Here is a 19,705-nt window from a genome sequence, read left to right as displayed (position 1 = left end):
GACGGGCTGGTGACCGGCGGAAACTGCTAGGTTCCGATGGCCTTGCCGAAGAACGAGGCCAGGGTCTCCCCGATGACGCCGCCCATCATCTCCAGCTCACCGGGGGTGCCGAGCATGGAGCTCACGTCGGTGGTGCTGCAACCCGCTTGCGCCGGAACGCCATTGAGCCGATCGAACAGCCACATGAGCGCGGCCGGACCGCCGGTCACCTCGGCGATGACGTGCTCGCTGGCCCAGTCGCGGGTGTAGGTCACCTGTGCGCCCGGGTCGGCGCAGTAGGTGTCGACGAGCTGGTTGGTGGACGGCAGCGGCAGGATCTCGTCCCAGCGTGAATGCCAGATGAACATCGGCATGTCCGGGACGGATTTACCCAGGCGGGTGTCCTCGAGCATGGCCGCGACCGCCGGTTCCCGCAGCGGGTCCGGGCTGTCGATCAGACCGGTGATATTGAGGAACGGCAGCACCGACGAGTGGTACTGGACGCACAGCGGCGACTTGATCACCCGCAGCGCCTGCCCGAGCAGGTTGAGTTTCTGATCCAGCATGGCGTCGAAGTCGGGGTACTCGTTGGCCAGGCCCATGACCGCGCCGAGCACCAGACCGGCGGTGGCCTGATTGTTCGCCATCAGCAGGGTCGCACCCAGGTCCGCGCCCACGCCGCCGGCGGCAGCACCGACGATATTCAGTTCCGGCGCATAGGTTTTGCGGATCTCGGCGGCGTGTGCGGTCGGCATCGAACCGCCGGAGTAGCCGTAGAGGCCCACCGGTGCGCCCTCGCCGACTTCGAGCGGCGCGAAGGAGGTCGCGGCCCGAATGCCGTCGAGGGTGATGCGCGCGCCGAGCGGGCCCGCCGCGTACGCGTTGTTGGGCCCCTGATGATCCGGGATCACCACGGCCATGCCCTGTTGCAGCACCGCCTGGGCGAACAGGAATTCGGCGGGCGCGACGATCTGCCCGAGGAACGGCGCGGCCGAAAGGTGTTGCAGCGCATAGGAGGGACTGCAGTAGCCGGCGGTCGAGTCCTCGGCGATCTGCACCGAGAGCAGCTTGCGCGGCTGCGCGGCGGTACCGCGCGGCTTGAGCAGGGTGGCCACCGCGGCGACGGCCTCGTCGCGAGAGTTGTTGGAGCGGTAGGACACCTGCCACGCGTCGACATTGAGCGGGATCAGGCCGAAGTTGGCGACATTGACCTGCCGGGCCGCGATGATGCCGCCGGGCGCGGTCGCGGCGAGCACGGCCGCCGACGGGTTGTAGAAGGCGGGATCCAGTTCCGGCGGCAGCGGCAGGACCTTCACCGGCTCGATGGGCAGTGGCGACGCTTCCTCCGGTGCGGCCTGCACCGGCGCGCCAATGGTCATGGCTGCGACGACAGCGCAGGCCACGGCGGTTCCGAACCGCAGCACCCGCCCGCGCGAACGGCTGGTCCTCATCGACCGACCCCTATCTCCGGCCCATTGTGAGACCGGACAGTTTCAATAGTTCGGCTCACTATCGCACAGGTGTGACCGGGCTCGCAAAGCCCGGCGAGAAGATTGGCGGAACCGGTTGTGCGACCCGGGTTACACGGCTGCCCGCACCGCGCTCAGCAGCGCATTGGCCGAATCGGCGAACGGTCCGAAGGCCGCGGGATCCAGCGGGGGCACGGCCGCGATGGCACCGCGCAGGGAGGTGACGGCGGCCTCGGCCTCCGGATGCACGGCAGCGACGGCATCGAGCAGCGGCGGATCGGGCTGCGCGACCGGCGCGAGATTCGGCTGGGCGACCGGCGCGGGGTTGGAATCGGGTTGCGGCTCATCGGTTCCCGCGCCGAGCGCATTGCCGATGGCGCCACCGATGACCGCGCCGCCGGTCATCCCGACCACTTCCGCGGGCACCGTGGCCGCCACGCCGCCGATCACACATCCGGCCAGCCCGCCGATCGCCGCCCCCAGCGGCGCGCCGACTCCGACGGAGGGCACGCCGCCGGCAATGCCGCCCGCGATCCCGCCGACGACCATCCCCACGCCGCATCCCGCGACAGCGATCGGGAAGGTCACGATCGCCTTGCCGACATAGAGGCCGATGGCTCCCCCGGCCACCGTGGTCGCGATCCGGCGGTCGGCCGGCGATTCGGAGAATCCCACACTGTCGTAGGCGTCGGAGATCTGCCGCGCGGCCTGATCGATGGCGGCCTGTGCGGTCTCGCGAGTCCGGGTGTCGACGAACTCGGGCAGCGGTACCGTGTCGGTGCCGAGGCGCAGCACGTGCGGATCCCGCGCCTGCTCTGGTTCGAGATTCTCCGGCGCGGCTGCGGCAATGCCCTGACCTGCGACGAACAGGGCTGGAAGGACTGATAGGACGGTGAGTGCGCGAGAGACGGACATGCGGTCCCCGATCCGGCGGAGCACCGTCGAGCCTCTCGGGAGCGGACCCGAACCTGCGGTGATCACGCTGCTCGCCGATCTTACTCGGAACCCCTTGCACGCCAGTCGGATTTGCGGTTCACCGGCCCCGACTTTCCTCCACCTCTAGAGAACCATAAGCGACTTAGATGCGTCCGAGTGCCTTATTTGCTGGAAAATTCTTCCGGAGAACCGGTTCCATCAGCGAGAATTCTCAGTAACATAATGGGCGGAGTCGTGCGTACAGCTCTACCCAGAAAGGGGCTCCCATGACCACGGCAGCGCAGCCTTGGGAACCGAATTACGATGACCCGCAGCCTCATTCACCGCTGACCCTCGAGCAGGTCCGCATCCGCATCCCGGAGATCCACCGCTCGCAGCGCAAGCGCCCGGCGCAGCTCGGCGACGCACTCGACTTCTGGATGTTCGCGGGCGCCGCCGCCAATGTGGCCATGCAGTTCGCCCATCCCGCGGTGGCGGCCGGTGTCATGGAGAGCACGGTCGAATCCGGCGCGCTGATGGTGCATCCGTGGAAACGCTTGCGCACCACCGCTTCCTACCTCGCGGTGGCGATTCTCGGGAGTGACGAGGAGAAGGCCGAATTCCGCGAGGCGGTGAATGTGGCGCACCGGCAGGTGGTTTCGAAGCCGGGCGCCAAGGTCAAGTACAACGCCTTCGACCGCAAGCTGCAGCTGTATGTGGCGGCCTGCATCTACATCGGTTTCGAGGACTCCCATCAGCTCATCCACGGCAAGATGAACGCCGAGCAGAAGGAGGCGTTCTACCAGGGCGGGGAGACCTTCGGCACCACGCTGCAGGTGCCGCCGGAGCTGTGGCCCGCCACCCGCGCCGATTTCGACGAGTACTGGCTCGCGGCGTGCGAGCAGGTGATCGTCGACGACGCCTTCCGCGCCTACGTCGACGACCTGCTGCACCTGCGCATGATCCACTGGTATCTGCGCCTGGTGTTCGGCGGCCTGCTGCGCTTCCTCACCGCCGGATTCCTGCCGCCGTATTTCCGGGAGCAGATGGGCGTGCCGTGGAGTGCCACCGATCAGCGCCGCTTCGAAAACCTTTTCCTCTTTGTGGGTTTCGTGAACCGCTTCATTCCCCGCTTCCTGCGATTCGCCGGCACCAAATCCATGATGGGCGATGTGCGGCGCCGAATCCGCAAGCAGAAGGCCCTCGTCTGATCCGCGCTCAGACGAGAGCGGTCCGGTGCTGCGCGTAACCGATCACGTCCTCCACGTAGGCCCGATCCGGTTCCGCGCAGCACCGCCGCAGTTGCTCGCAGGCGTCCTCGAGTCGTGCGCCGGGCCCGTCGCCGGCCAGCAGCACCACGATCGCCTCCCAGGTCGCGAAGCGCGGATCCGGCAGCGCGACAAGCTCTTCCAGGTAACAGCCAGGCTCCAGTAGTCGCAGCGCCCGGCGGGCGTAGGCGTGCACGCGGCGGGGCAGTTCGGCCCGGATGGTGTCGATCTCGGCCTGCGACACATGTCCGGCGGCATCCGGGCTCATGGACCAGAGCGTGGTCATGGCCTCCGGGAGCCCGGCCTCGGTCAGCAGCCCCGGACCGGTGGCCGCCGCGAGCTCGACCGGCGCCGCGCCGTGGCGGGCGGCGCGCCAGTTGCAGAACTCCCACCAGGCCACCGGAGTGGCGTTCAAGGTCAACCCGAATCGCATGACCTGCGCGCCGCCCGTCCAGGTGCGCTGCACCCGGGTGCGGCCGACCGCGGCCACCCCGTCGTCCTCGACGCGCACCCAGGTGGGCTCGTCACCTTCGAACCCGTAGGGCTGCAGGAGCTTTCCCGTATCCCGCATCAGGCGGCGCAGGGCCGACTCCGGTTTGACCATGTCGGGCAGAGTAGCGGTGGCGGGCGACAGAACAGCGCAATGTCGGGCGCGACCGTGTGTCGGCGCATAGCGGGGTGGCATTCGGGTAGGCGCTGAGTAGGAGTCGCTGTCGTGAGGAGGAATACGGACATGGTGGAGATGCCTGGCGGGCGTGGACAGGGCGGGTTCCCGCTCTCGGATGTGACGGGGCTGGGAACCGATCAGCTGGCCGAGCTGGTGCGCGAACAGGTTCAGGTGGCGATCAACGAGACCGTCGGGCGCATGCCGCAGGTCGGGGCCCGCGCCAAATTGACTGCGGCGGCGGGGGTTCTGGCGCTGTACGGCGGGGGCGGACTGGTCGCGGCGGTGGTGCTGCTGATCGCACTGGCGACACCCGCATGGGTGGCGGCCCTCATCGTCGGGGTCGTGCTACTGGTGGCGGCGGCTGTCACCCGGGCGATGGCCAAGTCCAAGACGAACCCGGCGCACAACGCCGGTCCGCTCGGATCGGGCAGCGGCCCGCTCGGAACACTGGGCGGCTGACACCAACACTGCGGAAACCAACACTGCTGAAACCATCAGTGGCTCAACGCTATCGGCCGAGCCACACGAGTTCGGCTATGGCTCAGAGGTTTCGCGGAAGCAGCGGCCCCAGGGGCCCGAGGTCGATATTCAGATCCTCCGGGCTGAGGTCGAAGTGGGCGCGCAGGTCGTTCATGGCGTCGTCGAGGCGCATGAGCGTCACGCCCACTTCCTCGATCTGACGGTCGGTGAGATCGCCCGCCTCCATGCGGCGCACGGCCTGTCGCTCCATCAGCTGGCGCAGCAGTTCGACAATGGTGAGCACCAGCGTGGCCAGGCCGCGTTCCACGGTGGTCGGGTCGAGTTCGATTCTGTCACTGGCGTTCTTGGCGCGGAGATTCTCGGTCATCAGGTGTGGCTCGGGCATCCAGGAGAGAGGCGACGGAGGAGATGAGGGTGCGCAGCGAGATGTGCACCAGGTCGACTCCGGCGATGGACAGCACAATGTCGCCGGAGATGACCACGCCGCCCGCCAGCACCCGATCGATCAGGTCGATGAGCGCGATCTCGCGGTCGGCGTACGGGTTTCGTGGAGCGGCGGGGTGGCGCGACGCGGCCCGCTCCGGGGTGAGGGCGGGCGGGCGCGTTCGCGTCATGGGTTGCCGTCTCCGATGGCGCCCACGAAGGAGTAGGGCAGCCAGGGGCCGGTGGGTTCCACTTCCAGCAGCGGATGATCGGTGAATTCGTCCAGCGCCGTGCGGAATTCGTCAGCGCGGGCTTCGTCCACCAGGTAGGCGGCATTGAGCAGCATCGGGGTCTCCCGGCCCGCCAGCGACGAATCGGTGAGCGGACGATGCCGCGACGCCACCGCGTACGGGCACAGCGCCTGGAACAGTTCGTCGGCGGCGCGGGCGGCCTCGTCACGCTCGGTCTCGTTGCGGTGCAGGGCATCTCGACGGCCACGCAGATAGTCGGCCCCGGAGGCGGGGCGCTGACCGGGCTCCTCGGCGGGCTCGGGGTGCGCGAAGACCTTCACGCCCCACTCCGCGCGGCCTTCCACCAGGCTCAGTGCCTCGGTGAAGTCGTCGTGCCGCTCGGCCAGCATGGCGCGCACCCCGTCGTCGTCATGGCACAGCACCGCCAGGCGCACCGGCACGACCGTTCGCCCGGCGGCGACGGATTCGATGACGGCATTGTGCGCTTGCGCGGTGCCGGCCAGCCAGTCCAGGTCGTTCAGGTTGCGCTGCAACGCATCCGGGGCGAAGTCGGTCAGCGGGACCGAGCCGACCACGGCGGCCAGGCCGTCGGCCTCCACCACGCGCACCTCCTCCCCGCTCACGCCGGTGACGGCGCGATTGCTGCGCACGCCGGTGCGGTTCTCCCCGATACCGATGGGACCGGTGTCGGCGCTGTGGTGCACGGCGTAGATCCACACAGCGGTCGGTCCCATCGGCTCCTCGGAGGTGGTCGCCTCCGGCATGCCGGGCAGGGTGGTCGGTGTTCCGGGCAGCCGCCCGGGGAGCTGGGATACCTCTACGTCAGCCATCTCGGCCCTCCAATTCTGCGATGCGCTGTCGCAATCTGTCGTTCTCCGAACGCAATTCGTCGGCGGACGCGAGGCCACGGGGCTGGTTGGCCGCGATGGCGCGTTCGCCGTCGGGGTCCCGGGCCAGCGCCCGGTCACCCCGCAGCCAGGGGTCACGCTCCCACCAGTCGATGCCCACCTCGCGTGCGGTTTCCAGCGAGGCGACCACCAATCGCAGTTTGATGGTGAGCAATTCGATGTCGAGCAGGTTCACCCGAATGTCGCCCGCGATGACCAGGCCCTTGTCGAGCACGCGCTCGAGGATGTCACCGAGGTTGGCGGGTTCGGAGCCGCTGCGGGCGGGCCGCGCCGAGTACGCGCCGGAGGACAGGGTCATGACCGATCGTCCCCGATCGCGCAGCGCCGCCCGCGCCGAATACGGCGGTACGACAGGAGCTCTCCGTTCTCGTCGAGTTCCAGTTCGTAGAGGGCGAGCACATCGGCGGAGGACGGGATGTGCGCGTCCTCGAGCACCTCCACCTCGACGGTCCAGCCGTCGTCGCGCGGCCGGACGCCGGTCGCGCCGACCACCTCCTTGCCGGTCAGCTCGGCGATGTGCCGGGTGCCGGCCGCCGCCGTCTGGCTCGCGGAGAGGCGGTCGCCGGCGGCGGATTTCCCGGTGCGAGAACGCTGCTCATCGGTCACGATGGTCACCCTCCCCGGTGCAGCATGCGGCCGATCAGCTCCTGTTCGGCCTGCCGGTAGTCGTCTTCCTCGATCTGCCCGGCCGCACGCAGGCGCTGTAGTTCGTCGAGGCGGCGGCGGATGGCGGGCATGCCGTAGAGCTCCTTGTCGACCTCTTCGGCGATGACCTCCGCCAGCGCCAGCACCCCCTTGACGGGTAGCAGCGGGAGCGTGAGCAGCGTGCCGATCATTGTTCCGGCGCCTCGGCGGCGACGAAATCCCAGGCGGCCAAGGGTCCTACGACGCGCATGTCGACCCGGTTGGTCCACTGCGCGCCGATGTCGTTGACGACGCGGACCAGTTCCTCCTCCTTGTCGAGGGGCAGCAGCACGGCGATGTCGGCGACCTCCTCCTCGTGGGTGGGCGGGCGCAGCGCGAGATGTTCGGTGAGCTGCCGCAGCGCCTCCACGATGGTGGATCCGTCGACCTGACGCTTGTATTCCAGTGCGGAGTTGATCATTTCGCCGAGGGCGATGCGTTCGTCGCGACCCACGTCCAGGGGTGCGTCGCGCAGCGTCTCGCGCAGGGCGGCGGCATGTTCGTTCTCCTGCAGGATTTCCCGCAGCACGGTCTGCTCGACGTACTGGCCCTTCACCAGATACTCGGCGTGCCCGGCCAATTCGTCGAGCGCGGCCTCGAAGCGATCGGCGTTCGGTTCCAGCAGGCCCTCCTCCACCGCGGCCGGATCGGCCAGCGCGGCACCGAAACGAATGGGGATGACCGGCATGTCGGCGACCAGACCGTCGACGACGCGGGAGAACGCCTGCAGGTCCTCCGCGCGCTCCAGCGGCTGATCCACCGGCACCTCGCTGACGAGCGCGGCGATCTTGCCGTGCTTGATCGTCTGCACGGGGGCCGGATTCTTGCCGATGCCTTCGGCTTTCGGCTCGGCGTCGGCGCGCACGATGCCGTAGATCAGCAGGGCGGTGTTCGAAACTTCCTGTGTTCCTGAGGTTTCCGCGGTGGTCATGACTGGGTCTTCCGGCGCGAGCTGGTCTGCCTGGTGGGCTTGGCTGGTTCTTCTTCCTTGTCCTTGTCTTTGTCCTTGTCCTGCGTCAGCATGCCGAGAATCTGCTGGCCGGCGTTCTCGAGCAGTTGCTTGGCATCGCCCTTGTCGCCCTTGTCGTCGGACAGGGCCTTGCCCAGTTGCTCGGTCGCGGACTGGATGGCGTCCTTGGTGGCGGACGACTTGCCCCCGGAGGCCACGTCCTTCACGACATCGGGCAGGCCGGGTTTCTGGTCCTGGCTCGCGATATCGAGGCGGTTGACGGCTTCGGCGAAACGCAGGTAGGTGTCGACGCTGGCGACCACCACCCGGGCGTCGATGGTCAGGATCTCGATCCCGACCAGCGACACGCGCACGTACGCGTCGATCACGAGGCCCTTGTCGAGGATGGTGTCGAGCACCTCGGCCAGACTGCTGGCATTCGGCCGCCCGACGCCGCCACCACCGCCGCGTGGCTGTAGTGCAGTAGTCATGGGGAATAACTCCTTGTCGTTGCTTCTCCTGGCCGCCTACCCGGTTCCGGCCCGAACATTCGTGAACAGAGGTGGGCAAATAGGAGAAGCCACCCGGCTTGACGCCGCGAGCGCCGCGGACCGCCCGCGCCCGGTCAGGTGATGCGCAGATCGGTTCCACTGACCTGGATTGCGCGGCGGGACAGTGCATCCCGGGCAGGACCGCGCTCGACGGAACCATCGGCGAGCCGGAAGCGACTGCCGTGACAGGGGCAGACGAGCTGCCCGTCGCGGATCTCGGTGACCGCGCAGCCCTGATGCGGGCAGGCCGTCGAGAATGCCTGGAACTCACCGGGATTCGGCTGCGTGATGATCGTCGAGCGCTCGGCGTACACGACGCCGCCGCCCACCGGGATGTCGGTGGCGGCGGCGGTGAAGGGGGCCGGATCTTCGGCGCGGCCCGCACTGCACCCCGCGCTGGCGGCCAGCGCGCAGGCGGCGGCGCACCCGAGGACGGTGCGGCGTGGAATGCCCGGCGGGTCTGTCATGGCCGGCCTTTCAGGCGCTCACCAGCAAGCCGGTCACATACATGACCAGAATTCCGGCCAGCACGCCGCCCAGCACGGCGCCGTCGGCGCGATCCCGGCCGGGAGCGCGCAGAGCGGGCGCGATCTGCACGATGACCTGGGCGATGGCGCCGACCCCGATGCCCAGCAGCAGCGCGGACAGTTCGGCATTGTTCACACTCGCGCCCACCACCGCACCGATGATGGCCGGTCCGCCCGCGATCAGGCCGAGCAGCAGCAGCCGCACGACCGAGGGCCGCTGCCGCACCAGCGGCGCCACAATGGCCACACCCTCGGTGGTGTTGTGGATGGCGAAACCGAGCACCAGGAAGGCGCCGAGCGCCAATTCGCCTACCGCATAGGCAGATCCGATGGCCAGGCCCTCACCCAGATTGTGCAGGCCGATGCCGATGGCGATCATCAGCGCCAAGCGCGGGCCGGTGCCATCCGCTTCCCGCGCCCGTCGCGCCTTCAGGAAGCGATCGACCGCCATGAGCGCGAGGAACGCCGCCGCCGCGCCGAACACGACCAACTGCACGCCGCCGAACGCCGCGCCCGACTCCTGCGCCAGCTCCAACCCCTCGGTGGTGCCGTCGACGGCCAGGAAGGCGAGCAGACCGACCGTGAGCGCCAGCAGCAGCCGCAGCGCACCCGAGCCCGAGCGGCGCAGCACCGGCAGCAGCAGCATGCCCAGCAGGACGGGGATCACGCCGACGTAGACGCCCAGCAGGGCCATCAGCCCGTAGAACGAGGCCCCCGGGCGGGGCGTGGTCACCGCCACCGCGATCTCGTGCTCGAGCACCACACCCGTGGAGGTGAGCATGGAGATCAGATACGGCTGGCCCTCCTGCCACGGATAGTCCAGATCCAGGGTGGCGCTGCGCATTCGGCCGATCGCGTCCTCGCCGCCCGCGAAGTCGACATAGGCGTCGTTGACGAACACCTGCGCGATGGTCACCGGATCCGGGCCCGTATTCCGCACGGTCACCGCGATTCTCCCGTCGGTGAGCACCGCGTGCTCGACGGCGACCTCCTCGACGGGCGGGCCGACCCGATCGGGCAGCGCCCGCCCGCCGAGCAACCCCAGCGTGGTGAGCACGATCGCGATGATTCCCACCACGCCGACCCAGGACAGCCAGGCCGGAGTACGGGAATCCGATTGCGCTCCAGTGTGTTCGGCCATCATTCCACCACTTCGAAGAAGCCCATCCAGCCCAATTCGGCGAATTCGGTCTTGTGGGCGTGGAACATGAATGTGCCGGTGAACGGGAATCGCAGTTCACAGATGCCGCGCTGACCCTGCGCCTGCATGATGGTGTCGGTGAATTCCGCTGGTTCCAAACGGGTTCCGGTCGGGAAGTACTCGAAGAAATTGCCGTGGATGTGAAAACTGTTGATGGGATCGTATTCCAGGGCGTTCACCAGGTAGATGCGCACCAGCTCATTGCGTTTCACGCGCACCGGCTCGTGTACGTAGTGGAACGGGATGCCGTTCACCGCGTACAGCTGATTGCCCTCGCCGTCGAAGGTGGTGTTGAAGCCGTGCATCACCATCACCAGTTCGTCGGCGGGCGCACGCGGGGTGGGCGGGTCGATGATGAAGGTGCCGTACAGCCCGCGCGCGATGTGCTCGGCCAGCGGGCTCACATGGCAGTGATAGAGGTGCAGGCCGAAGGGCCGGGCGTCGAAGGCGTAGGTGAAACTCTGCCCCGGTTCGATGACACCGGGCCCGGCGCCGGGGACGCCGTCCATGTCGGCGGGGTGCAGGCCGTGGAAGTGGATGGTGTGCGGATGGTCCGAGCCGTTGGTGAAGTTGAAGCGCAGTTCGTCGCCCTCGGTGCAGCGCAGGGTCGGGCCGGGAATGCGGCCGTTGAACGTCCACGCCGGGAAGCGCACGCCGGGTGCGATCTCCAATTCCTCATCGCTGCTGGCGATTTCGTAGGTGCGCAGGGTGCGGCCGTCGGGCAGCGTCGATACCCGGCCGTAGTCGAAGTCGCGCAGGATCTCGGTGGGGTGGAAGCCGTTGGCCTGGTGGTCGACCGTGGTTCCGAGCCGGAAGGTCGGACCCTCCACTCCCCCACCGTGACTCATGTCCGAGGTCTTGCTGTGCCGCGGCCCCTGCCCGGTCCCCTGCCCCGAGGCCGCGATGGCGGGCACGGCAGCAGCGCCCGCTGCTCCGAGCAGTGCGCCGCCTGCCAGGAATTGCCGCCGCGATGGAGCAACCATTGTACCGCCTTACCAAACAGCAAAGTTTGATATACCTAACTTTATTTCTCCACGACCCGATACCACAAGGGATTGCGGCACAAAGGTTCCGGTTGCCGGGTCGCTGCCGTGGTCAGCGAATGGGCGTGGCGCCCTCGACGGCGTTCAGGATCGGCCCGGCGAACACGCCGGCGAGGACCGACACCGTCGCGGCCAGGTAGGCGATCACGCGGGGAACGGCCAGGGCCGGATCGCCGGATTCGCCGGTGGCGCGGCCACGCAGGGCCGGGGTGATCCAGCGCAGGTAGTAGAAGACACTCGCGACCGTATTGAGCAGGGCCAGGACCACGAGCCAGCCGAGGCCAGCGTCCATCGCGGCGGTGAAGACGGCCAGCTTGCCGACGAAAATGCCCGTGGGCGGCGTGCCCACCAGGCCGAGCAGGCACACGATCAGGGCGATGGTCAGGGCCGGGCGCCGACGCAGCAGGCCCGCGTAGTCGGTGAGGGCGCGCAGACGCGGCAGGGCGCAGACGACCGCGAAGGCGCCGAGATTCGTGACGGCGTAGGCGGCGAGGTAGAGCAGTACGCCCGACAGTGCGAGTGGGCCGGGCCCGGCGGCGACACCGACGAGCAGATAGCCGACCTGGCTGATTGTCGAGTAGCCGAGCAGGCGGCGCACATCGGTTTGGAAGAAGGCGGCGAAATTGCCGAGGGTCATGGTGAGGGCGGCCGGCACGGCGAGCAGCAGCCGCCAGTCCAGTGCGCTCGGTTCGAGGACGGTGGTGGCCAGACGGTAGATCGCCACCACCGCACCGAGTTTCGGGACCGTGGTCACCAGCGCGGCGACTTCCGGGCGGGTGCCCTGGGTGACGTCGGGTACCCAGAAGTGCAGGGGCACCGCACCGGCTTTGAACAGCAGCCCGGTGAGGACGGCGACCGTGCCGAGCGCAAGGGCGGCGCTGGGCGCGGTCGGGGCCGCTTCGGCGAGCATGGGGTAGGCGGTGGCGCGGCCCGCGCCGAAAACCAGTGCGGCGCCGAACAACATGATGGTTCCCGACAGTGCGCCGAACAGGTAGTACTTGAGTGCGGCCTCGGTGCCGGAGGCGTCCTTGCCGAAGGCGGTGAGTGCGTAGAGCGGGATGCCGGCGAGCAGGTAGGCGACGATCAGGACGAGCAGATCGTTCGCGCCCGCCAGCAGGATCGCGCCCAGCCCGGCCAGCACCAGCAGCACGATGTACTCGGATTCGCGTGCGTGCCCGCGGGTTTCGGGGACCGACAGCGCGAGCAGCAGCAGGATCGCGGCCGCCACCACGACACGCACGGTGTTGGTGGCGGTGTCGATGGCGTAGCTGTCGTCGAAGAGCGTGGACTCGTCGTGCCACACCGGCAGGGTGGTCGCGAATACGGCGATGGCCCCGCCGGCCGCGAGTATCCGCACCATCCACTGTTTTCGGCGTGGTAGGAACGAGCCGAGCAGCAGACCCAGGATTGCCGCGAGGGCGAGCGCGCCCTCGGGGGCCAGGGCGAGCAGGTCGCGCGCCATGGCCTCTTCGGTCATCTGCTCCATGCCGCCCATGTCAGCGCACCACCAGCAGGCCCAGCGTGTGCGACGCGGGTTCGATGATGTCGAGCAGCAAGCGCGGGAAGACGCCGATCGCAAGCGAGGCCACCAGCAGCGGGATGATCGAAAATGCCTCTCGCGGTGCGAGATCCGCGAATTCTCCGGTGCCGGGCTGCCCGAGGAAGATCTTCTGGTAGGCGCGCAGCAGCAGGGCCGCCGTGATCAGGATGCCGGGGAAGGCCAGTGCGGTGAGCACCGGTGCGGGCGCGAAAGAGCCCAGGAAGATCTGGAATTCGGCAATGAACCCCGAGAAACCGGGCAGGCCCAGCGAGGCGAAGGCGGCTGCGGCGGTGGCCGCGGCGAAGATCGGGGCCTGACCCGCCAAGCCCCCGAAGGCGTTGATGTCGTAGGTGTTCCGGCGCTCGTAGAGCACGCCCGCGAGCAGAAACAGTGCGCCGGTGATCAATCCGTGGCTCACCATCTGGGTGACCGCACCGGTGATGGCCAGCGTGCGGGCGTCCTCGCTATTGCCCGCCACCAGTCCGGCCGCGCCGACGGCGAGCACGATGTAGCCCATGTGGTTGACCGAGGTGAAGGCGATCATGCGCTTGAAGTTGTGCTGCGCCAGGGCGACCAGCGCGCCGTAGAGCACGCTGATCACGCCGACGATCACGATCACCAGCGCGTACCGCCGCCACGAATCAGGCAGCAGCGGCATGGCGATCCGCACGAAACCGTAGGTGCCGAGCTTCAGCAGTACGCCCGCGAGAATGGCCGACCCGGCGGCGGGCGCTTCGGTGTGCGCGGGCGGCAGCCAGGTGTGGAACGGCACCGTCGGCGTCTTGATCGCCAGCCCCGCCACGATCGCCGCCAGTGCGATCCCGCCTCGAACGGCATTGCCCGCCAGCGGATTCGCCCTTGCCAGCTCCACCAGGTCGAAGGTGTGCGGCTCCGCGGCCAGATACAGCACGATGAAGCCCAGCAGCAGCGCCAGCGACCCGATGAAGGTGTACAGGAAGAATTGCAGCGCCGCCTGCCGGGCCCGCGCGTGCCCCCAGCCATTGATGACGAAGTACATCCCGACGATCGACAGATCGAAGAAGACGAAGAACAGCACCAGATCCAGGGAGACGAACACGCCCAGGCAGACGGTCTCCAGGAACAGGAACAGCGCCGCGTACAGCCGAACCCGCCGAGTCTGCCGCAGCGAGTACACCGCACAGGCCAGGAACAGCAGGGCGGTCATGGCGATCAGCGGCAGGCTGAGCCCGTCCACCCCGATGTGATAGCTGGCGCCGAGGCTCGGAATCCAGTCGACCTGCTCCTCGAAGGCGAATGCCCCAGCGGCAGGGGAGTTCTCGCGATACCGCAGCCACAGCGCGACCGTGAGGGCCAGTTCGACCGCGCTCACCGCGACCCACAGCCATCGCACCGCGCCATCACCGAGCCGCGGCACGGTCAGCAGGACGACCGCCGCCGCCAACGGCAGGAATACCAGCACGCTGAGCACGCTCACCTCGACTCTCCTCGCAACCGACGACTCATCGCGCCACCAGCAGCAGCACGGCCAGCACCACGATCCCGACAATCGCCTGCGCGTAGTACTGATGCACCAGCCCGGTCTCCGGCCGCCGCGCCCACCGCCCGAGATCCCGTGCGGCAGTGCCGATTCCCCGTACCGCACCGTCGACGGCGCGCTCGACCCGGCGGTCGATCTCGCGAGCCGAGTCCACCGTCAGCCGCGATGCCACCCGCACACCACGATCGAGCACCCGATCGTCGAGACCGGCCGCGCCACGAGCAATCGCGAATACCGGCCGGACAACGCAACGATCGACCACTCGCTCGAGCCCGAACCAGCCCGCCGGCAACGCCGGGGCGGGCAGATCGCCCCGCCTGCGAATCACCATGGCCACCAGTACGACCGCGCACACCGCAACCGCCCCGGAAATCCCGAGCTCCCATCCGGTGGTCGCCACCGCCGAACCAGCGTCGACGAGATCGACGAATCCGTCGCGTACCGCCGGGACCACGCCCGCCCCGGCGGCGAGCGTACCGATCGCCGGCACCGCCAGCGCCGTCGCGGCCGCGACGCTCACCCGGCGAGTTCCGGCCTGCTCCTCGTCCCAGTGGCTTGCGCTCGTCGCCGTACCGCTGGAGCTCGGGGCTGCTCGCTCGGAGGTGGCGGCTGCCCACACCAGTGTGAGTGCCCGCCCGGCGTAGACGGCGCTGAGGATCGCGGCCGCGAAGCCGACCAGGTACAGGGCGGTGGAGAAGTCGCGCGCGGTGGCCAGGACCGCGTCCTTGGCGGGCCACAGCGCGAACGGCGGTACCCCGGCCAGGCTCAGCGCGCCGATCGTGAAGGTCACGCCCACAACGGGATAGGCCCGTGCGGCACCCCGCAGGCCGGTGAGGTTCTTGGTGCCGAGGGCGGTGAGCCAGGCGCCCGCGCCCAGGAACAGCAGGCTCTTGGTGACCGCATGGGCGACCAGCTGGCCGGTGCCCGCAGCCACCCCGCCCGCGCCCGCGGCCAGCACCATCAGGCCGACCTGGGAGCAGGTCGAGGCGGCCAGGAGTTGTTTGAGGTCGGATTGGCAGACCGCCACCGCGCCCAGGGCGAGAGCGGTGAGCGCGCCGATCCACGCCGCGGCCGGGGCGGCCCAGCCGGTGGCATCCAGCAGTGGCGCCAGGCGGAGCAGGAGGTAGGCGCCGGCGGCGACCATGGTGGCCGAATGCAGCAGGGCCGACACCGGACTCGGGCCCGCCATGGCGCGCGAGAGCCAGAAGCTGAAGGGGAGCTGGGCGGATTTTCCCAAGGCGGCCAGCAGGAGTCCGGCGGCGACGGCGTCGCGCCAGCCATTGTCGAGGCGGGCGAGGTGGTCCAGGGTGAGGGCGGACGCGCCGCCCGCGAAGGCGGCCGCGGCGGCGAGGTACAGGCCGAGATCGGCTGTGCGCGTGGTCAAGAAGGCCACCAGGCCGGAGGCGGCGCGGTGTTCGTCGCGCCAGTGGAAACCGATGAGGGCGTAGGAGGCCGCGCCCATGAGTTCCCAGGCGAACAGCAGGGTGAGCAGGTTCTCGGCGGTCACCGTGGTCAGCATGGCGGCCGCGAACAGCAGCATGAGGCCGTGGAAGCGGGCGGCAGGCTCGTCGCGGCGGAGATCGCCTGCGGCGAACAGCAATACGGCGGTGACGATCGCGGCGACGGTGACGATCATGACGGCCGACAGGCCGTCGACGCGCAGGGCCACCGGGATGCCGTGCAGGAAGGTGGCCGAAACACTCTGCCGGTCAACGACATTGAGTACGGCCAGCACGGTCGTCGCGGCCGCCACCGTGATCGCCGCCGCGGGCGCGAGCCGATCGGCGCGACGACCGCACAGCAGCAGCGCCGCACCCGCCACGGCCGGTAGCGCGATCATCCACCAGAGCACGGCCTCAGCCCTTCAGGTCCGCGGCCGCATCGACCACGTCGATATCGCGGGATCGGAAAATCGCTGTGGTGACGGCGAATCCGGCGGCCATCTCCACGGCCATGGCGGTGACGGCCACCAGGATCAACACCTGTGCGTCGGCGGCGGGGCGCACGAAATACCAGAAGGCCGCCGCCGCCACGATCACGCCGTTGATCATGAGCTCCAGGCCCATCATGACCATGACGATGGACTGCTGGGACAGCACGCCGTAGAGGCCGACGCTGAACAGCGCCGCCGCCAGGATCAGGAATTCGGGGAGATTCACTGCCCCACACCGCCTTCCACCGGATCGTCGGCCGGTCGCCGGTCGAGACCGTCGCCGTATCGGTCGTAGCGGCCACGATGGGTGGCCAGCACCACCGTGGCCACGATGGTGGCGAACAGCACCAGGCCGACGACGATCATCACCAGCATCTTCGAGCCCATGATGGCCTCGCCCAGGGCGGCCGTCGGATCGGCCGATCGTTCACCGTCGCGCTCCGGCCAATCCACCAGCAGCGCAACGGCCGTCAGCGCCAGGAACACCGCAGCCGAGATGGCTGCGGCGGCTCTGCTGTTGTGCACCATGGTCATCGGCATGAGCCCGGCCGGATTCATCATGTACATGACCATGAAGACCACCATGACGACCATCTCCATGATCATCATGAGCACCACCAGCACGCCGAGATAGGCCAGCTCGACCAGGAATACGGTGCCCGCCGTAAACAGGAACGACACCAGCAGCGCGAAGGTGGCCCGCGCCATGGAATCGACCCGGAACACCGCGATCCCGGCCGCGACCGCACCGACCGCGCAGATCCAGAACATCACCTGTGCCGCCACGATGCCCTCCTCACCGGATCACCACGAGCGAAACCACCAGCGCCTGAACCAGAATCAGCGGCAACAGCACGATCCAGGCGATCTCCATGTATCGCGACATCCGGATGGCCGGCCACCGCCGCCCCATCCACACCAGCACTCCCAGCACCGCCACCGTCTTCACCAGCGACCACGCCCACCCCGGCAACCACGGCCCCGCCCCGCCTCCGAGAAACAGCGGCACCGCCATCGCCGCCGCCGCCACGAACAGCGCCCGCCGCGCCACCACCAGCACCAGCCGGTCCACCCCGGACGTCTGCTCGAGCACCCCGCCCGCGATATCCCCGCCCGCCGCCGTCCCGAACGGCGCACAGAACGACATCGCGGGCACCGACAGCAGATACACCACGAACGCCACCGGCATGATCACCACGAACCACCGATCCTGCTGCGCGGCAACAATATCGGCGACACTCAACGACCCGGCCCCAATGGCCGCACAGGTCAGCGCGAACATGTGCGGCAGCTCGTAGGCCAACCCCTGTGCGACGAACCGATACCCACCCACCAGCGAAAAGACCGAATCCGCACCCCACCCGGCCATCCATACCGCCGCCCAGGCCACGACCTCGAGCGCATTGAACCAGGCCAGTGTCACCCCACCGTCCAGCACCACCCACGCACCGAACGGCACCAGCGCCGCTGCCGCCACCGCCGCGATCAGCAGCACGAAACCCGCTGCCCGCCAGAGCAATACGTCAGCCCCCACGACGGATCGCCGCTGCTGCACCAGCAGCAGCGCACACCGGCGGGCGGGCGCTCCCAGCGCTACCGCCACCGAGCCGCCCGCGGCTCGTGCTCGCGCTACCGTGTCCGCCGTCTCGACCGCACCCACCGCGACGAAGACGACGACCGGCGCCAGCACCGCCACCCACCACGGCGCGACCTGAATCATGCTCTGCCCCGACATTTCAGCCATCGGCCGCCTCCACCGTCGTCCGTGTGCGGGCTTGTTGATCCGGGCCGAGACTCGCCACGATCAGACGCGCCTCCCCGAGCTCCGCTCCCGTCAGCAGCGCGGGCAGTGCCTCGATGATCCAGTCCGTCCTGCGCATCTGAGCGGCCACGAATCCACCCGGCTCCAAAGGCAGTTCACCCCGCAGATCGACACCGACAAGCCCGTCGATCAACCACCGCAGGCGGTCGTGCGCATCCCCCGCCAACCCGCTCGGCACGCCCCGCGCATCCGGAATCCGCCCGATACCCCGCAGGGACCAGCGCAACAGCCGAGATCTCGACACCCGCCGTGCCCACCGGTCCAGGCGCACATCGAAATCCGCACGCGATGCCGCCGCGGCACCCGCGCCGTCCTGTCCGGACAGCGGCCGGCGGTTGCGGGGTTGCGGCCACAGTTCACCGCTCAGCGCGTCGTCCCGCATCCTTTGCGCCGCGCGAGCCTCGTCCGCCCATCCCGCGACCGCCAGCAGATCCGCCGCCGAATCCAGGCGCCGGGCTACCAACCACCGCCCGGCCTCCCCCGTCGACACCTGTTCGCCGCGTGCGGCCCGCAGCCACGGACCCAGCCAGAACGACTCGGTGTCGACAGCGGGCTCCAGCACGGAAACCGTTGCGCCGGATACGATGTCACCCTGCAGCCGGGTATCCACCACCAGCCCGGCAGGCCACCACGCCAGTACCGGCCCGAGCGGCACATTCAGCACATCCAGCCGCAGCCCGTCCCGATCCTCGGCCCGATCCGCCATGGCCAACCCGCCCGGCAACGCCATCCCCATCCCATGGCCACCGTGATCATGCATGCCGCCCATGTGATCTTCGTGAGCGTCATGTCCGGTGTGCCCGGCATGGCTGTCGCCGCCGTGGTGCACGGCCGGCTCGGGTTCAGGGTGGTCGCTGTCGCCCGAGCGCAGGCGTTCGGCTGCGGCGGCGAGGGCGTCTGCGGCGGTGTCGGGGCCGGGAATGTCGACGCGGAGTCGGGGTCGGGGCATCGAGTTGTGAATGCGGTGTGCGTATGCGGCGAAGGGTTCTTCGAATCGACCGGCTACGACCAGGAGGTTTGCGGCGGCAGGGCTGTGAGCGGGAGTCCAGTCCGCGGCGCGGCAGGCCGCCTCCACGGCCAGGCGGGTGGCGGTGCCGCCGGGCGCTGTCACCACGTACGGGGTGATGGCGGCGCGGCGCAGGAGCCAGGCTTTCAGGTCCATCGCAGTGCGCCTTCGCGCCAGGCGTAGAGGACTCCGATCAACAGCACGGCCAGGAAGCCGAACATTTCGATCACCGCGCTGGCGCCGATATCGGCGACGACCACGGCCCACAGGTACATGAAGGCCATTTCCATGTCGAAGGCCAGGAAGATCATGGTGATCGTGTACCAGCGGACGTGGTAGCGGGAGACCGCGTGTTCGCGGGCGGCATGGCCGGAGAGGAACGGCAGCTGCGTGGTGTCGGCGGGGGCGGGGCGCACGGCGCGAGCGGCCGCGTAGAGCACGGCGAGCGATAACGTCACCGCCGTCAGGATCACGAGCAGGTTGGTCACGGTCGAACACCTCCGGTGCGCCCCGGGCCTGATCCTACTAGGGAACTACGTAGTTCCGGGGACCGAATCGCCGGGGTGTCCG

Annotated in this window: 24 protein-coding genes; 2 read left to right on the top strand and 22 right to left on the bottom strand. The window is 68.9% G+C overall.

Features of this window, described 5'->3' with window-relative positions; all coding sequences use genetic code 11:
• Positions 1–26 precede the first annotated feature (26 nt).
• The gene (locus tag H0264_RS18370; RefSeq protein WP_244976219.1) at positions 27–1,430 is read right to left on the bottom strand and encodes a lipase family protein; all 1,404 of its coding nucleotides are present in this window, start codon (positions 1,428–1,430) and stop codon (positions 27–29) included.
• Between the two features lie 129 nt (positions 1,431–1,559).
• Positions 1,560–2,363, bottom strand: a complete 804-nt coding sequence (locus H0264_RS18365) for a hypothetical protein (protein ID WP_181585094.1) — start codon at positions 2,361–2,363, stop codon at positions 1,560–1,562.
• A gap of 287 nt (positions 2,364–2,650) precedes the next feature.
• Between H0264_RS18365 and H0264_RS18360 the strand changes: the two genes are divergently transcribed.
• Positions 2,651–3,574, top strand: a complete 924-nt coding sequence (locus H0264_RS18360; RefSeq protein ID WP_181585093.1) for an oxygenase MpaB family protein — start codon at positions 2,651–2,653, stop codon at positions 3,572–3,574.
• 7 nt (positions 3,575–3,581) lie between these two features.
• Here H0264_RS18360 and H0264_RS18355 read toward each other — a convergent pair whose 3' ends face one another.
• Positions 3,582–4,235: a hypothetical protein gene (locus H0264_RS18355; protein WP_181585092.1), complete on the bottom strand. Its 654-nt coding sequence runs from the start codon at positions 4,233–4,235 to the stop codon at positions 3,582–3,584.
• A 129-nt stretch (positions 4,236–4,364) separates the two neighbouring features.
• On the opposite strand from H0264_RS18355, the gene H0264_RS18350 reads away from it, so the two are divergent.
• Positions 4,365–4,757: a phage holin family protein gene (locus H0264_RS18350; RefSeq protein ID WP_181585091.1), complete on the top strand. Its 393-nt coding sequence runs from the start codon at positions 4,365–4,367 to the stop codon at positions 4,755–4,757.
• A gap of 82 nt (positions 4,758–4,839) precedes the next feature.
• On the opposite strand, the gene H0264_RS18345 is transcribed toward H0264_RS18350, so the two are convergent.
• The 19 genes from H0264_RS18345 to H0264_RS18255 form a co-directional block, all read right to left on the bottom strand.
• A complete protein-coding gene (locus H0264_RS18345) occupies positions 4,840–5,145 on the bottom strand; it encodes a gas vesicle protein K (RefSeq protein ID WP_181585090.1) in 306 nt (101 codons plus the stop codon).
• Positions 5,111–5,392: a gas vesicle protein gene (locus tag H0264_RS18340; protein ID WP_181585089.1), complete on the bottom strand. Its 282-nt coding sequence runs from the start codon at positions 5,390–5,392 to the stop codon at positions 5,111–5,113. Before H0264_RS18340 ends, H0264_RS18345 begins: the two co-directional genes overlap by 35 nt.
• Positions 5,389–6,282, bottom strand: a complete 894-nt coding sequence (locus H0264_RS18335; protein ID WP_231086369.1) for a GvpL/GvpF family gas vesicle protein — start codon at positions 6,280–6,282, stop codon at positions 5,389–5,391. Before H0264_RS18335 ends, H0264_RS18340 begins: the two co-directional genes overlap by 4 nt.
• Positions 6,275–6,658 carry a gas vesicle protein gene (locus tag H0264_RS18330; protein WP_181585088.1) on the bottom strand — a complete coding sequence of 128 codons (384 nt, stop codon included), beginning with the start codon at positions 6,656–6,658 and terminating at the stop codon, positions 6,275–6,277. Before H0264_RS18330 ends, H0264_RS18335 begins: the two co-directional genes overlap by 8 nt.
• Positions 6,655–6,966, bottom strand: coding sequence for a gas vesicle protein GvpO (gene gvpO / locus H0264_RS18325; RefSeq protein WP_181585087.1), 312 nt, complete (start codon positions 6,964–6,966; stop codon positions 6,655–6,657). The genes H0264_RS18330 and gvpO overlap by 4 nt, the downstream gene beginning before the upstream one ends.
• Before the next feature lie 5 nt (positions 6,967–6,971).
• Positions 6,972–7,196 carry a gas vesicle protein GvpG gene (locus H0264_RS18320; protein ID WP_181585086.1) on the bottom strand — a complete coding sequence of 75 codons (225 nt, stop codon included), beginning with the start codon at positions 7,194–7,196 and terminating at the stop codon, positions 6,972–6,974.
• The gene (locus H0264_RS18315) at positions 7,193–7,975 is read right to left on the bottom strand and encodes a GvpL/GvpF family gas vesicle protein (protein ID WP_181585085.1); all 783 of its coding nucleotides are present in this window, start codon (positions 7,973–7,975) and stop codon (positions 7,193–7,195) included. The genes H0264_RS18320 and H0264_RS18315 overlap by 4 nt, the downstream gene beginning before the upstream one ends.
• Positions 7,972–8,484, bottom strand: coding sequence for a gas vesicle protein GvpJ (gvpJ, locus tag H0264_RS18310; RefSeq protein WP_181585084.1), 513 nt, complete (start codon positions 8,482–8,484; stop codon positions 7,972–7,974). The genes H0264_RS18315 and gvpJ overlap by 4 nt, the downstream gene beginning before the upstream one ends.
• Before the next feature lie 134 nt (positions 8,485–8,618).
• Positions 8,619–9,011: a Rieske (2Fe-2S) protein gene (locus H0264_RS18305; protein ID WP_181585083.1), complete on the bottom strand. Its 393-nt coding sequence runs from the start codon at positions 9,009–9,011 to the stop codon at positions 8,619–8,621.
• Positions 9,012–9,021: 10 nt separating this feature from the next.
• Positions 9,022–10,212, bottom strand: a complete 1,191-nt coding sequence (locus H0264_RS18300; RefSeq protein WP_244976218.1) for a ZIP family metal transporter — start codon at positions 10,210–10,212, stop codon at positions 9,022–9,024.
• The gene (locus tag H0264_RS18295) at positions 10,212–11,255 is read right to left on the bottom strand and encodes a multicopper oxidase domain-containing protein (RefSeq protein ID WP_181585082.1); all 1,044 of its coding nucleotides are present in this window, start codon (positions 11,253–11,255) and stop codon (positions 10,212–10,214) included. Before H0264_RS18295 ends, H0264_RS18300 begins: the two co-directional genes overlap by 1 nt.
• A gap of 112 nt (positions 11,256–11,367) precedes the next feature.
• The gene (locus H0264_RS18290; protein ID WP_244976217.1) at positions 11,368–12,810 is read right to left on the bottom strand and encodes an NADH-quinone oxidoreductase subunit N; all 1,443 of its coding nucleotides are present in this window, start codon (positions 12,808–12,810) and stop codon (positions 11,368–11,370) included.
• A gap of 1 nt (position 12,811) precedes the next feature.
• The gene (locus H0264_RS18285) at positions 12,812–14,305 is read right to left on the bottom strand and encodes a complex I subunit 4 family protein (protein ID WP_181585645.1); all 1,494 of its coding nucleotides are present in this window, start codon (positions 14,303–14,305) and stop codon (positions 12,812–12,814) included.
• 31 nt (positions 14,306–14,336) lie between these two features.
• Positions 14,337–16,214 carry a proton-conducting transporter transmembrane domain-containing protein gene (locus H0264_RS18280; RefSeq protein WP_220140005.1) on the bottom strand — a complete coding sequence of 626 codons (1,878 nt, stop codon included), beginning with the start codon at positions 16,212–16,214 and terminating at the stop codon, positions 14,337–14,339.
• A gap of 16 nt (positions 16,215–16,230) precedes the next feature.
• Positions 16,231–16,533: an NADH-quinone oxidoreductase subunit NuoK gene (gene nuoK / locus H0264_RS18275; RefSeq protein ID WP_181585080.1), complete on the bottom strand. Its 303-nt coding sequence runs from the start codon at positions 16,531–16,533 to the stop codon at positions 16,231–16,233.
• Positions 16,530–17,093: an NADH-quinone oxidoreductase subunit J gene (locus H0264_RS18270; RefSeq protein ID WP_181585079.1), complete on the bottom strand. Its 564-nt coding sequence runs from the start codon at positions 17,091–17,093 to the stop codon at positions 16,530–16,532. Before H0264_RS18270 ends, nuoK begins: the two co-directional genes overlap by 4 nt.
• A 10-nt stretch (positions 17,094–17,103) precedes the next feature.
• Positions 17,104–18,051, bottom strand: coding sequence for an NADH-quinone oxidoreductase subunit H (locus H0264_RS18265; RefSeq protein WP_231086381.1), 948 nt, complete (start codon positions 18,049–18,051; stop codon positions 17,104–17,106).
• Complete coding sequence (locus H0264_RS18260; protein WP_181585078.1) at positions 18,044–19,291, bottom strand: hypothetical protein; 1,248 nt, start codon at positions 19,289–19,291, stop codon at positions 18,044–18,046. Before H0264_RS18260 ends, H0264_RS18265 begins: the two co-directional genes overlap by 8 nt.
• Positions 19,282–19,623, bottom strand: coding sequence for an NADH-quinone oxidoreductase subunit A (locus tag H0264_RS18255; protein WP_181585077.1), 342 nt, complete (start codon positions 19,621–19,623; stop codon positions 19,282–19,284). Before H0264_RS18255 ends, H0264_RS18260 begins: the two co-directional genes overlap by 10 nt.
• Between the last annotated feature and the right edge of the window lie 82 nt (positions 19,624–19,705).

It is taken from the genome of Nocardia huaxiensis (assembly GCF_013744875.1).
Classification (GTDB): Bacteria; Actinomycetota; Actinomycetes; order Mycobacteriales; family Mycobacteriaceae; genus Nocardia; species Nocardia huaxiensis.
This window is presented reverse-complemented; position numbering and strand designations above follow the sequence as displayed.

Coding starts and splice junctions, on each gene's coding strand:
- H0264_RS18370 (WP_244976219.1), bottom strand. CDS start 1,430: ATGAGGACCAGCCGTTCGCGCGGGCGGGTGCTGCGGTTCGGAACCGCC.
- H0264_RS18365 (WP_181585094.1), bottom strand. CDS start 2,363: ATGTCCGTCTCTCGCGCACTCACCGTCCTATCAGTCCTTCCAGCCCTG.
- H0264_RS18360 (WP_181585093.1), top strand. CDS start 2,651: ATGACCACGGCAGCGCAGCCTTGGGAACCGAATTACGATGACCCGCAG.
- H0264_RS18355 (WP_181585092.1), bottom strand. CDS start 4,235: ATGGTCAAACCGGAGTCGGCCCTGCGCCGCCTGATGCGGGATACGGGA.
- H0264_RS18350 (WP_181585091.1), top strand. CDS start 4,365: ATGGTGGAGATGCCTGGCGGGCGTGGACAGGGCGGGTTCCCGCTCTCG.
- H0264_RS18345 (WP_181585090.1), bottom strand. CDS start 5,145: ATGACCGAGAATCTCCGCGCCAAGAACGCCAGTGACAGAATCGAACTC.
- H0264_RS18340 (WP_181585089.1), bottom strand. CDS start 5,392: ATGACGCGAACGCGCCCGCCCGCCCTCACCCCGGAGCGGGCCGCGTCG.
- H0264_RS18335 (WP_231086369.1), bottom strand. CDS start 6,282: ATGGCTGACGTAGAGGTATCCCAGCTCCCCGGGCGGCTGCCCGGAACA.
- H0264_RS18330 (WP_181585088.1), bottom strand. CDS start 6,658: ATGACCCTGTCCTCCGGCGCGTACTCGGCGCGGCCCGCCCGCAGCGGC.
- H0264_RS18320 (WP_181585086.1), bottom strand. CDS start 7,196: ATGATCGGCACGCTGCTCACGCTCCCGCTGCTACCCGTCAAGGGGGTG.
- H0264_RS18315 (WP_181585085.1), bottom strand. CDS start 7,975: ATGACCACCGCGGAAACCTCAGGAACACAGGAAGTTTCGAACACCGCC.
- gvpJ (WP_181585084.1), bottom strand. CDS start 8,484: ATGACTACTGCACTACAGCCACGCGGCGGTGGTGGCGGCGTCGGGCGG.
- H0264_RS18305 (WP_181585083.1), bottom strand. CDS start 9,011: ATGACAGACCCGCCGGGCATTCCACGCCGCACCGTCCTCGGGTGCGCC.
- H0264_RS18300 (WP_244976218.1), bottom strand. CDS start 10,212: ATGGCCGAACACACTGGAGCGCAATCGGATTCCCGTACTCCGGCCTGG.
- H0264_RS18295 (WP_181585082.1), bottom strand. CDS start 11,255: ATGGTTGCTCCATCGCGGCGGCAATTCCTGGCAGGCGGCGCACTGCTC.
- H0264_RS18290 (WP_244976217.1), bottom strand. CDS start 12,810: ATGGGCGGCATGGAGCAGATGACCGAAGAGGCCATGGCGCGCGACCTG.
- H0264_RS18280 (WP_220140005.1), bottom strand. CDS start 16,214: ATGATCGCGCTACCGGCCGTGGCGGGTGCGGCGCTGCTGCTGTGCGGT.
- H0264_RS18265 (WP_231086381.1), bottom strand. CDS start 18,051: ATGGCTGAAATGTCGGGGCAGAGCATGATTCAGGTCGCGCCGTGGTGG.
- H0264_RS18260 (WP_181585078.1), bottom strand. CDS start 19,291: ATGGACCTGAAAGCCTGGCTCCTGCGCCGCGCCGCCATCACCCCGTAC.